Below are 12,653 nucleotides of genomic sequence, written 5' to 3'. Positions count from 1 at the left end.
ATGCCGGTAAAATTGCTGGAATCAGCACAAGAACGCACCTATCATGAGTATGTCAAAAAACATCCGCATAGCACTATTTTTCACACGCTTGGTTGGAAGCGAGTGTTAGAAGAAACGTATGGCTACAAACCACTTTACACTATTCTCGAGGATAAAGGCAAGATTGTTGGTGTTTGCCCTGCTTTTCTTGTTAAAACAATTAAGGGTAACTCTATTGTTTCTCAGCCTTTTGCTGAGTACGGGTATCCTCTTGTCAACAGAGTTGAGGATATACAAAAATTTATTGAATTTTACAAGTCATTTGATGCGGACGTTATCGAATTTAGAGAGTCTCCATTTTATCCTATTGCCCATGAGAACAAGAAACTGAATGGTTACCTGTACTATCTTGACATTGCTGGAAAAGATTTTGATAATGATATTTGGCATGGTGTTTACACAAAAAAATCTGGAATTCGAAAAGCAATCCGTAAAGCAAATAATTCAGGCATTCATGTGTGTGAAACCAAGGATATTGATACATACTATTCATTCTATATCAAACGAATGAAAGAATTGGGAAGTCCGCCGCATGCAAAGTCATTATTTACGAATATAAACTCATATGTGAACTGTGCCCGTTTTACCATGTGCTATACGTATGAAATCCCTATTGGAGTGATGCTTACGTTTTATCATGGAAAAACAGCACTTATGTGGAACATGGCCTCTAACTTATCATATAGTTCTTGCATGTCAAATGATGTGCTGTATAATGAACAAATAAAACATGCATTAGATGTAGGCTGTTCTCGCATAGATTTTGGTAGAACCCAACCCCGTGATTCGTATATGCGTTTTAAAAGCAAGTGGGGTTCAAAACAAGCCATTCTCAATAGCGTGCACGTAAAAGGGGAGAGCATAGATAAGAAAAAATTTCTTTTTCTTTCTCCGCTTGTCAAGCATGCTCAAAGAGTCTTATGCAATCCCTATATCGGCCCTCAGATAAAACGGAGGTTTCCGTAGTTGATTCCTGCTCACACACCTCAATTAAGTCTGAACGAAGCATACACTGCACTTTTTAGGATGAACAAGCAATCCATATCCCAGTTCGAGAAGGAACTGAGTGACTTTTTGGGAGTAAAATATGTTGCGCTCTGTGCATCTGGAAGACAGGCATTGTTTCACCTACTAAAGTACGCTGGCGCGCCGTCAAAAGTTGTCATGCCCGCGTTTACTGCAGACATTGTTGCAGACGTTGTGAAATATGCTGGGGCAAAACCTGTTCTTGCTGACGTGCGTAGTGAGGATTATGCGCTTGACTCAGAAAATGTGGATTTTGCAAAAACTGGTTCAAAGATTCTTATTTCAGTTGACCCTTTTGGTAATCCTGCGCGCTTAGATGAGTTGCACGATTTTTGTCAGGATAATGAACTTTTTTTTATTGATGATGCAGCAACCGCATTTGGTGCACGATACAAAAATAGGTGTGTAGGTTCTTTTGCTGATGCAACTATTTTTAGTTTTGGTTTGGGAAAATCGCTTGCCCTTGGTGGTTTAGGATCTGTTGCAACAAATAATGAGGGGGTGCACTCATTCATAAAACAGCGTGTTGCCTTTTCATCACAAGGCCTAACGAATTTCGTACGAAATTTTGTGGCGTCTGTCCTTACTAATGAAACAGTCTATTCATATGCAGGACATTTTGTCAAACAGAAACGTCTCAAAACTCAATATGCCCATCTATCATCGCAATTAGCTGCGAATCCGTCACAGTATCTCGCGTCACTGGGAATTGTGAAATTGCGTGACTTTTCCCTTGAATTAGAGCATAGACGAAAAGTGTCACTTCTCTTGAGGAAAAAACTAAGTGAACACGGCTTTGTTGTGCAAAAAGAAAATGGAAAAAGCACGTTTAATCGTCTTATGTTTTCAACAGACTATAAAGCGAATACAATCCTCAGACTAAAGAAGCAAGGGGTTGAAGCAGTTTCCTTGTTTGGTGGGTTTCCTGTTGAGAGAGGGGTGTGTCCTGTTTCGGATAGTCTGGCTTCGCGGGTTTTGGGAATACCTGTTGACGCGCGTGTCGTACCACTAATGGAGGAATTGTTTGGATGAAGATATTGCAAGTTCCTTCAACGTTTCTTCCACGAAAAGGTGGGGTGCCTTACTACGTGTATTATTTGAGCAAAGAAATGATGAAACAAGGTCATGATGTTTCAGTGCTTACCTCGACTTTAGGCTCTAAAAAATCTTTTGAAGTTATGGATGGAATTCCCATAAAGCGAGTTAAATCACTATCCATTCTTGGTATGCCTTTTTCTTTAGGGATTTTCTTTGAAATTTTGAAGTCTGATGCGGATATCGTGCAACTCCATTATCCGCATCCTATTTTTTTAGATATTGGGGCTCTTGCATGTATTATTGCGAGAAAGACCTATGTTGTCTATTCTCATGGTAAAGAGATTCGCATGAACTGGTTTTTCGGATTGCCTTCTTCGTTGTATAATAAGTTTTGTTATACTTTCATTTTGAAGCATGCTGCAGGTATCATTGTTAATTCGCGTAAGGCAATTAAATCATCAAAATTTCTTTCAAGGTACAAGAAGAAAATAAACGTTATTTATCATGGTGTTGACACGAAAAAATTTGTTGCCAAAAAGAGAAATCTTCATTCTCCGTTACAAGTCTTGTTTGTGGGTGCTTTACGACGTTATAAGGGATTGGACTATTTAGTTGACGCTGCAAAGTTACTCGAGAATGAAAAGGTGAGTTTTACTATTGTTGGCAATGGTCCGCAAGAAGCAATGATTAAGAAAAAAGTACTTGAACTTGGTCTTGAGAGAAAAATAATTTTTCGGAACTTTCTCCCAGAAAAAGAGCTTCTAAAGATGTATGAAGAGTGTGATGTGTTCGTGCTACCCTCCCCGTCGATTGAGGAAAGTTTTGGTATGGTTGCCCTTGAAGCCGGCGCTATGGGCAAACCAGTGATTGTTACGTATGGTGCGGGTGTTTCTGAATTATTTTTAAAGGAGAAACTAGGAGTGGTTATAGAACCTTATTCGGGTAAGGCGTTGGGTAGAGCTATTATGAAGTTTATTAACAATAAAAGAGATATTACGCAGGTAGGATACAAATTAAAAGGGGTTATAGCTTTAAAATATTCATGGAAACATGTTGGTTTAGCTACGATTAATTTTTATAAGGGGATATTAAAATGAGTTTACAAGAAAGGATATTTGATACACCCTCACTTTATCGAATGAAGATAGTGCTTTTATCAAGAGTAGGGAAATATGCTAAGCGTTATTTTAAGAAGACATGGGACGTTCAAGATATAGTTTTAAGGTTTAATGTTCGTTCTATTGTTGATCTTGGTTGTGGTCGGGGGGATTTACAAACGAATTTAGGATTGGATGTTGAAAAATTTTATGGAATAGATCCAAGTTTTGAAATGGTTAAACATGCATCTAACCTAACTAAGTCATTTGTCGTAGGTCGCGCAGAAAATGCTCCCTTCCGTGATAACAGTTTTGATTTGAGCGTTTTGTCATCGGTTGTGCATCATATACCTATTGGTAAAGTAGTTTATGCTATTGAGGAATCATTACGTGTTTCAAGCTACACGTTAATATTGGATAATATTAATTCCAACAAGGGGTTTGTGCGTTTGATAAAGAATATATGGTGGAAATGTCTTGATGGGGGAACAAAGTATAGAACATTAACTGAATGGCATGAATTGTATGAGCAGTCTGGGGCAAAAGTGTTGTATGAGAACTATTCTAAGCCATTTAGACATTTTTATATCGCTGTGATAAAAAATGGTAATCGCTAAAGATAATATTAGAAAACATTATGATAATGACCCCCCTATGGCTATGTTTGATGACTCAAAACCATGGGGTCGTCTTAAAAAAAGAGAACTATCTTACGTGCTTGATTTTTTAGAAAATCGTTCAGGCACGTTACTTGACCTTGGTTGTGGTCCTGGTATTTACTCTTCGCAACTACTTAAACGCGGCTTATCTGTTGTTTCAGTTGATTTTTCATTTAATATGTTGCAATTTTTTAAGAAGACTGTTCAGTTTCCACCCTGCCCCGTTAATGCTGATGCGGAAAATTTACCGTTCAGGGACAGTTCCTTCGATTTTGTTCTTTGTGTGGATGTGATGCACCACCTTCCCGATGATGTTGTTGTCAACTCTCTTAAACAAATGCACGCCGTTCTTAAGAAAGAAGGAATTCTAATTTTTGAGTTCAAAAATTCATGTAACCCCCTCTTGTGGTGGAGATATCGAAAAAAAAGCAGTGATGAATTTCTGTTATGCAGTAGGTCCTTTGCCACGATACAAAAATTACTTCAAGATAGTGGTTTTGAAATTATCCGGACAAAGGGAATAGGATTCCCTCTTAAACTTATTGCACCCTATACTGTAGTGATAGCAAAGAAGGTAGGAGTGAGATAATGAAAGCTTGTCTTATTATTGATGATATGAATCTTTCTGACCATAACTATGGTGGAACTAATCATATCCATGATTTAGCTGTTTCTTTGCAAAAAAAGGGTATTGAAACCACTATTTTTTCTTTTTCTAATAATGAAGAAAAAATCAAAGCTGCATTTACGAATGCGCTTTCAAACACTACTGCGTCGTTTCCGATTCGTTTTTTTAAGAATAGCAGATCTATCTTGAAACATGTCGCATATTTCAAAGAATGTGATATCATTCATTCCGTTTCTTGGTCTTCAATACCAGCACTTCGAGTTGTCTCTCTAAAAACAAAAGTTCCTTTTCTTTTTCATTCCCTCAATTCTCTTAAAACGCCAAACGCAGGTTCTAACCACTATAAAAAAATCATGTTGTCACTTTTCTCTCCAGATCACGTTGCGTTTTGTGATAGGAATTCACAGAGAAGCTACCAGAGCGAAATTAACAAAGTTTCCTCTTCATATCTGCCGAATCCAGTTGATACTGAGCTTTTTTACCCTGTTCAAAAGCGTTTTTCAAACACGTTTCTTTTTGCGTCAAGTCTGACAAAAGCAAAGGGATTTCATGATGTAATTTCTGCATTTGAACGCGTGCATGCTAAATATAAAACTGTTCAACTCTTAGTTGCAGGTAAGGGATCCCTCTTGTCTCTTGCAAAAGAAACTGAAGGTGTTACTTATTTGGGCAGCATTTCGCATGCTAACATGCCTACTGTCTTTAATAAAGCAGATGTTCTTCTTAACCCCTCATACTTTGAAGGATTTTCACTAACAGTGTTAGAAGCTTTATCAGCTGGGCTTCCAGTCATCACTACTGCTGTTGGGGGTCATAGAATTCTTGAGGAAGAGCATTCTGCCATGATTATTGATTCTGGAGATATTGATTCATTAGAAGCTGCAATGTTTGATATTATTATAAACAAGGAGTTACGTTTAAAGCTTAAAAGAAACGGTAGGAATTTCGTAATGAAGAATCATTCGTGGTCTCTTATTTTGCAGAGAGTTTCTCAGTTATATGAACAGATTTGTTAGTGATTTCTCTATAGTTTTGATTGATAATAACTTTAAATTCTGCTGTTAGGTAATCTTTTCTTATGCGTATTTGGCTTTATCCGCTTATAGGGTTGGTTTTATTAAACATAGGCTTACTAGAGGAGAATACTCTCTTTCTTGTAGTTCTGTCACTACCCTTTATTGGTATTGGTTTTGCAACCTTGTTTAAACCATTTAATAAACTCTTTTCTTTTCTTGAGCTTTTGATTGCTGGTATTTTAGGAGTGTTGAGTATTTTTTCAATTATACAGTTTTTAAGTTACTTTATTAGTATTAGCGCTCTACTATTTTGCAACTTGTTTATTGTTGTTCTTACAATCTTGCACCTTTTAGACTTCAATAAACAGGTGAATCCTGAGAAATCGGAACTTTTTATAATCTGCCTTTCTTTTATTTTTTTAGTTTTACAACTGACGCGGAACTTACATATGATGGGTACCGAGGATGAATATGCTTACGCCTGGTCTATTTTACACCCTTCCACTTTTTTAGCCCTTTCAAATATTTTCCGTGTATTCTTCTCTCTTGTTCTTGCTTTTTTCGGTGAACTTCATTTTTCTCTTCTATTTTTGCGTTATGTGATGATTTTTTTATCATCTCTATTACCAATAGTTACCTATCTTATCGGCTCACTTTTTTCAAAACGTTTAGCGTGGTTTGCTTCTTTACTGGTAGTTGTTTTTCCTACAGTATGGTTTAACTCACCACGTTTATACTCTGATATTTTTTTAGCGATTACATTATCTTTTAGCTTATTCTTATTCTTAAGATATAGCAAAGAAAGGAATAGATCGCTCTTGTTTAGTTCATATATTTTTCTTACCCTTTCTTTTTTGATTAAACAATCTTCCTTTATTTTCTTCCCTTTATTCTTCTTTTCCCGTTCCAAAAAAATAAAACTTTTTTTAATTATGAGTTTTGTTTTACTTGTTTTTTCCTTGCCGAGTTTAAGTTTTTTAGTAACAGACTCCTTTGAATTTTTGCGTTCGTTATCAGATAATCTCGGAATAATTCAAAATAGGCTAGCCTCTCTATTTGGTCACACTGCTCTGTTGATAGGATTACCACTTCTTATATTTCTGGGTAAGCGTAAAATACCAAAACAAATATTATTAGCGATTCTTATTTTTTATTATTCTGTCTTTGCTTTTATTTTAGTCTACTGGGCTCATGGAACAAGACATCTTCTGTTTGTTTTACCAATATTTTCTTTTCTTGTAGTGTACAGCTTCAAAAAAGTCTTTACTCCTCGTATATTTTTCTTAGCAGTAACCCTCCTCTTTGTTGTTTTAATTAGTTTTTCATCTCTGTTTTTTCCTGTTCAATCTGACGAGTTTTTATCAGATGCTGCTAGCTGGATATTCCAAAATACGAATTCGTCTGATAGTATCCTCTCTAATGCGTATACTGCGCTTACCGTATATGCGAATCAAGAAATAACAAGCGTTCCAAGAAGAAGAATAGAATTTGAGCGATTGATAGAAAATCATTCAGTTGACTATCTGATTGTTCTTCACTTATATCCTTTACGTCATTATGAGCGGTGGCCTTATCTTTCAGACTATATAGCAAGCGAATCGAATGATTCACATTTAGATTTAGTTTACACAAAAAGTGGCAAAGACCCGACAACAAAGGTGTTTTCTCAAATAATTTCTGTATATAAAGTAGAGTAGTACCTATTACTTTTTATTTTTAATTCTTGTATACTCATTTTGTGAAGATAGGGCTTATTGTGTTTGGAGATTGGAGTAAAAATTGTGGTAATATTGTTAGGCCTAAGAATTTTGCATCTATGTTAGAACCCTCATATAATGTCAAAGTCTTGTCTACGTTTGAAAAGACTCCTTTTTTGCTTTCTAGAATCCCCCCAATGTTTAAATCTTTTCTTTATCCATTGTATAGTCTCTTATGGTATTTGAAAATATTGCTCTTTATGTCACGAACTTATGACGTATTTCTTGTTTCAGGCGTTTTACATGGCTTTTTCTTAATCGCAGTAGTGGCAAAACTTAAGAGAATAAGATTGATATACGATTTTCATGGGATCATCTCCGAAGAATCAAGGGAGTTTCATGTTACCAGAAGAAAGTCATTACTTGAGAGATTTATAATTAGGCAGAGTGATTTTGTTATTTGTGCTTCAAGAAATATTACTAAGTATTATCGTAGGGAATATGGTGTTAAAAAGATTCAAACAATAAATAATATTATTGATGAAAGCGTTTTCTATCCAAAAAGAAAAAACAATGATGTGTTTAGAGTAGCACTTGTTGGTCCTTTCGATTCTGTGTATAATAAAAACACGCTTAATTTTGTTGAGGAAAACGTGGCATGTTTTTCTTCTAATATCGAGTTTTTTGTTATAGGAAAATCACCTCAAAAATCTGACTCTAAAACTATTCATTACTTGGGTTATGTGGAAAATTACGCAGATATTTTGGCATCTAATCATGTTCTATTAGTAATCCCATTATTTAAGACCTCAGGTAGTCTTAATAAGATTCTAGAAGCAGCTGCTTGTGAGATTCCAACCATCACTAATGATAAGGGTGTTGAAGGTCTTAATGAGTTCAATTTAGATAGCGATATTATCTTGCTAAATAATGATGAGATCGTCAATTATATCAACAAGATGTCAAAAAATTTCTCCAAGTTTCACAAAACGGGTTCTAATGCACGGAAAACTGTTTTAAAAAACTATTCTTTTAGTTCTGTTGGCGAGAGCTTACATAATCTGCTACAGGGTGTATTTAAGTCTGACCAGTAGAGCTATCGTTTCTTGTTGAACTCGCACTATTTTTTTTCATCTGTGATATCAGAATCCTTAATAGTGTATTCCATACTAAAAAGTTGTGTGTGCGGTCATGAGAGTTGCTTTTTTAACATACTTAAATCTTGAGAATACTGCTGGAAAAAATTCTAGTGCGGGAGCTATTGCTCGTATTAGTGGACTATCTAAGCAGGTAGATTCTTTCATAGTGCATAAAAATAATTTTTACTATGCTAATTCTGATAGGTTAAAATATCCAACTCCACTTTTTATGTCTTATTATCTTTTTCTGCCAATTTACTTTCTTTTTGATAATATAATTTCGTTTCTATTTTTTATACTGGGTGGTTCTAATTCTTTCCCGCTTTCAGAAGCCGCGCACATCTCTTTTTCGTATAGGATAGATCTTTTTTTAAAAGTATTATATGTTGCTAAGAAACATAAACTCGATATCATTCAAGTTGAATTTCCCGCATTATCTGTAGGTGCTTTTTTTCTAACACGTCTTTTAGGATTAAAACTGGTTGTTGATGAACATAATATTGAGTTTCATAAGGTTCTAAGAAGCAAGGGAAAATCGCCAGCAGCATCTCTTCTTAAGAGTTGGGAACTATTTTGTTTGAAGTTAGCTGATGGTGTTATTGTTCCATCTAATCTTGATAAAACGATTTTACAAAAGCATGGCCTCAAAGATTACATTTTGGTAATTCCTAATGCGTTGGCGTCTTCGTATGAAATTAAGAATATTGATAAGACTGGTTGTACTATCATATTTCATGGTTCATTAAACTACTATCCAAATTTTGAAGCGATTTCGATTATTGATCGGTATATTGCAAGAAGAATGCCTGAGTTTAAGTTTGTAGTTGTTGGTTCGGGTGAGGTTTCCGTCTCATCTAAAAATGTTGAAGTTGTTGGCTTTGTTGAAGATATATACAGTTTTTTATCTCGGTGCGATATAGCTATCGTTCCTTTGTTACAAGGAGGGGGTACGAGATTTAAGATTCTTGATTACTGGAATGCAGCTCTTCCTGTTATCTCTACAAAAGTTGGAGCAGAAGGACTTGACTATACTGATGGTAAAAATATTCTAATAGCAGACACCTGGTCCAATTTTCGAAAAAAAATTAGACAACTTGCGCGTAATAGAAAGCTACGAGCGTTACTTTCAAAAAATGGGAAATCACTTTTGGAATCAAAATATCTGTGGAACAAACACAAATCTTCTTTGCACATATTTTATACGAAGTTAAGAGTGGTTAGATGAAACTGCTGTTGGTAAGCCCTATTTTTGAACCGACAAGAGGCGGAGCCAGTATATACTTTGCTATGCTTGTAGGCTATTTTACGCATGATCCTGACGTAGATGCTATTTGTTTGCTTACCGTTTTTAATAAACATGCCAAAATCGTTGAGAAACGTGGCAAGATTATTTTTCTTAGAGTTTTACCAAAAAATTATCTGCGGAAAACTAGATATATTGGTGCTTTAGCAGAACGAACAAAATATCTTCTTTCTTTTGTTTTATCTTTCTTTGTTATTTCTTTTTTTAATCCTTCAATAGTTCATGCGCATTCACATGTTGACTGTTATGGAACTATCCTTGCTGCTAAACTTTTAGGAAAGCCGTTAATTACTGACGTTAGGGACACAGGTTGTGAGAGAAAGATTTTTTCGAAAGGAGATAGAGTGATCGTAATGTCAGAAAATACCAAAAAACACGTAAACTCACTTAACAAAGAAAAAGTAAACTATATACCCTTGCCTTTTGAGGCGCAGCTTCCTAAAAAGTCCTTTGTTGAGAAGGTAATTTCTACCTATGGATTGAATGGAGTCAATTTTTTGATTTTTGTTGGCGATGCCTCTAATGATAAAGGTCTTTTGAATTTGATAAAAGCAATGAAATTTCTTGAAAAGGATAAATTACATCTTGTTATTATTGGCAAGAATTCTCTTGGAGAAGTCTTAGCCAAGTACACACGTAAAAATCAAAGAATCCATTATTTAGATCAATTAGACCCTCCTGCTGTTTTATCATTAATTAGCGTAGCAAAAATGCTCATCCTTCCCTCAAAGAGAGAGGCGTTAGGTCGGGTTGTATTAGAGGCGCTTTTTTGTGGAACACAAGTTCTGGTTCCAGACTTTATCTCAGAATTTTCATACTTTCCTAAAGAATCGCGCATTACTGATTTTACACCAAGAGGTCTTTCCTCCTCGATTGTTAACTCTCTGAAATCAAATATACCCCAATATGATTTTAAAAAGCATAAGCCAAGTATTGTTTTTGAAAAAACAAAGCAGGTTTATACCTCGCTCTTATGAAGTTTGTATTGTTCGTATATATTTAGTGCGTCGCTTATTTTAAATTGCACATCATTAGTTTGTTGCTTAAGAAACACCTGCAGTCTTTTTTTAGGGTTATATCGTACATTACGAATAATTTGTTCTCTTAATCTTGCAAGTTCGTCTTTGGATAGGTACAGTGTTTTTGCGTTTGGTTTTAAAAATAAAAATGAGCCACGTTGACCTCCACGTAGTGGACCGTTAATTAGTTTCATTTCTCTCATCGTTGTATATATTTCTGTTCCAGGTTCTGGGACAAGAAAATTTACACCGAAATTTTGTATATATCTAGGAAAGAACTCATTAAGAAACTGTTCCATTTCTAATAATGTTTCTCTGCTGTCCCACGGAAATCCAACAATCATTGAAGCATGAATTATAAAATTGAATTTCTTCAATTTTTTTAATCCGCGTTCAATCATGCTTTTATTAATACCTTTTTTAATCTTCTTTAGTATAAAGTCATTTGCACTTTCAAGACCAAGATGCAACAAGTCAAATCCTGCTTTTCTGAATGTGTATAATGTTTCATTCTTTAGCATGTATGCTCGTAATGATGTTGTCAATTTTAAATTAATATCATTATTAATTATTTGTTCTGATAAGTCATGAACATATTGATCATTAACTGCAAAATCTTCATTGAGAAGAAGAACTCTCTTGATGTTTTTGTATTCATTAATGTATGATAACGTTTTAATTATCTTTTCCATAGGTACGAACTTCGCTTGGTTTCCATGTAACGCTCCTTGATGGCAAAAAGTGCATTTAAAGGGACAGCCTTTTGCTGATCGAACAGGTGAAAAAGTATATTTTTTCATGTCAATTAAATCATAAGCAGGAAATTGCAGTTTAGAAAAATCTATTGTAACATATTTTGGTGTTGAAATGATTTGCCCGTTTCGTCTGAATAATATGCCTTTTATGTTCTTTAGGTCACGTTCTTTTTCTATTGCGTCAAGTAATTCCTCTATGACAAACTCTTTCTCTTCTCTCATAAGAATATCAATGAAATGATGTTCATTCATAACAAGACCCCCTGCATATGCGTCATTTAAAACAAGGATAGTAATGGCTCCACTTTCCTTTGCTTTCTCTAAATAGGCAAGTTCATACTCAAGTTTTAATTTGTAAGAGGCCATAGAAATTACAACATCAAAATTGTGCATATTGATGTCATCAACAGTTGTTTTTGTTATAAGGCAATCAATAACTTTTAGGTCATGCACCTTCCTTATTTCTGCTGCTATTTGGAGCATATGTTCTGGCACTACTTTACTTCCGGGACATAATCCGTTCCAATCTTCTTCGCGTCGTACATCTTCAGGATAGTAGGGATTAACAAGCAAAACTTTCATTTGAAAGATAACAATTGATAATCATATAAATAGTTTTGTGAATTTGATGTTGTCTTTATTTTTTAGCTTCTATGAGTAAATATGGTGCGTAATCTATGTCAAGCGCCCAAGACAATATTCTCTTTAATGGGAGTTTAAAATTTTTATGGACGCCGTTTCTAATTATTGTTATGTTTTTGAACCCTAAGATTTTTAGTAGAGAATATAAGTTCTTTCCAGGAAGATAGGTTCTGTGTTGCGGATCATGTCGTTGACTTGTTGGATGGTACACATTGCTCACTTGAATGAACAATAACCCGTTATCGTCTAGCACATCATAACTTTTTTTAAGGTAAGTGTAAACATCAGATAGTTCCAAATGGTCTAATATCCCAATCATTAGAACTATGTTATATCTGCCGTTTATTTTATGTATGGAATAGAAGTCATGCGTATTTCTTTTGTCGATGTCAAAGGACTTATAAACACATATCTTATTTTTCATTGTTTTTTTCATATTTTTGTCGGCCCCACCTATGTCAAGAATTTTTGCGTTAGGTAGAGCTTCTCTTGCAATAAACTCTTTGATATTGCCATATATGAGAGGATATCTCCGTATTGGTTTGAATTCTTTTGAATATCGGGTTAGAGATGTCCAGTCTATACTTTTCATTGT

The 12,653-nt window shown here is 35.0% G+C and carries 13 protein-coding genes; 10 read left to right on the top strand and 3 right to left on the bottom strand.

The features are described 5' to 3' along the window. From COT72_04015 to COT72_03990, 6 genes are read left to right on the top strand one after another with little or no spacing between them, the layout of a single operon-like run. Nucleotides 1-1,005, top strand: coding sequence for a hypothetical protein (locus COT72_04015; protein PIN99973.1), 1,005 nt, complete (start codon nucleotides 1-3; stop codon nucleotides 1,003-1,005). Between the two features lie 60 nt (nucleotides 1,006-1,065). After that, nucleotides 1,066-2,097: a hypothetical protein gene (locus tag COT72_04010; protein PIN99972.1), complete on the top strand. Its 1,032-nt coding sequence runs from the start codon at nucleotides 1,066-1,068 to the stop codon at nucleotides 2,095-2,097. Beyond that, a complete protein-coding gene (locus tag COT72_04005; protein ID PIN99971.1) occupies nucleotides 2,094-3,200 on the top strand; it encodes a hypothetical protein in 1,107 nt (368 codons plus the stop codon). Before COT72_04010 ends, COT72_04005 begins: the two co-directional genes overlap by 4 nt. Further along, nucleotides 3,197-3,817 carry a hypothetical protein gene (locus COT72_04000; protein ID PIN99970.1) on the top strand — a complete coding sequence of 207 codons (621 nt, stop codon included), beginning with the start codon at nucleotides 3,197-3,199 and terminating at the stop codon, nucleotides 3,815-3,817. Before COT72_04005 ends, COT72_04000 begins: the two co-directional genes overlap by 4 nt. After that, nucleotides 3,804-4,448 (top strand): hypothetical protein, encoded by a 645-nt coding sequence (locus COT72_03995; protein PIN99969.1) that lies wholly within the window; start codon nucleotides 3,804-3,806, stop codon nucleotides 4,446-4,448. Before COT72_04000 ends, COT72_03995 begins: the two co-directional genes overlap by 14 nt. Beyond that, nucleotides 4,448-5,503 (top strand): hypothetical protein, encoded by a 1,056-nt coding sequence (locus tag COT72_03990; protein ID PIN99968.1) that lies wholly within the window; start codon nucleotides 4,448-4,450, stop codon nucleotides 5,501-5,503. The genes COT72_03995 and COT72_03990 overlap by 1 nt, the downstream gene beginning before the upstream one ends. 637 nt (nucleotides 5,504-6,140) lie before the next feature. Here COT72_03990 and COT72_03985 read toward each other — a convergent pair. Continuing rightward, nucleotides 6,141-6,413 carry a hypothetical protein gene (locus COT72_03985; GenBank protein ID PIN99967.1) on the bottom strand — a complete coding sequence of 91 codons (273 nt, stop codon included), beginning with the start codon at nucleotides 6,411-6,413 and terminating at the stop codon, nucleotides 6,141-6,143. A gap of 22 nt (nucleotides 6,414-6,435) precedes the next feature. Here COT72_03985 and COT72_03980 point away from each other — a divergent pair, with 22 nt between their 5' ends. The 4 genes from COT72_03980 to COT72_03965 all read left to right on the top strand — a co-directional run bounded on the left by COT72_03980 (nucleotide 6,436) and on the right by COT72_03965 (nucleotide 10,619). Continuing rightward, complete coding sequence (locus tag COT72_03980; protein ID PIN99966.1) at nucleotides 6,436-7,200, top strand: hypothetical protein; 765 nt, start codon at nucleotides 6,436-6,438, stop codon at nucleotides 7,198-7,200. A 41-nt stretch (nucleotides 7,201-7,241) separates the two neighbouring features. Further along, nucleotides 7,242-8,294 (top strand): hypothetical protein, encoded by a 1,053-nt coding sequence (locus tag COT72_03975; GenBank protein PIN99965.1) that lies wholly within the window; start codon nucleotides 7,242-7,244, stop codon nucleotides 8,292-8,294. A 97-nt stretch (nucleotides 8,295-8,391) separates the two neighbouring features. Continuing rightward, complete coding sequence (locus COT72_03970; protein PIN99964.1) at nucleotides 8,392-9,564, top strand: hypothetical protein; 1,173 nt, start codon at nucleotides 8,392-8,394, stop codon at nucleotides 9,562-9,564. After that, complete coding sequence (locus COT72_03965) at nucleotides 9,561-10,619, top strand: hypothetical protein (protein ID PIN99963.1); 1,059 nt, start codon at nucleotides 9,561-9,563, stop codon at nucleotides 10,617-10,619. The genes COT72_03970 and COT72_03965 overlap by 4 nt, the downstream gene beginning before the upstream one ends. Here COT72_03965 and COT72_03960 read toward each other — a convergent pair. Next, on the bottom strand, nucleotides 10,601-11,998 hold the full coding sequence (locus COT72_03960; protein ID PIN99962.1) for a hypothetical protein: 1,398 nt from the start codon (nucleotides 11,996-11,998) through the stop codon (nucleotides 10,601-10,603). The two genes, COT72_03965 and COT72_03960, sit on opposite strands and share 19 nt — an antisense overlap. Before the next feature lie 55 nt (nucleotides 11,999-12,053). Next, nucleotides 12,054-12,650, bottom strand: coding sequence for a hypothetical protein (locus COT72_03955; protein PIN99961.1), 597 nt, complete (start codon nucleotides 12,648-12,650; stop codon nucleotides 12,054-12,056). Between the last annotated feature and the right edge of the window lie 3 nt (nucleotides 12,651-12,653).

The sequence above is a fragment of the archaeon CG10_big_fil_rev_8_21_14_0_10_43_11 genome (assembly GCA_002763265.1).
Lineage (GTDB): Archaea > Nanobdellota > Nanobdellia > PEZQ01 > PEZQ01 > PEZQ01.
Note: the sequence above shows the minus strand (reverse complement) of the source record. Positions and strands in the feature narration are given on the sequence as shown.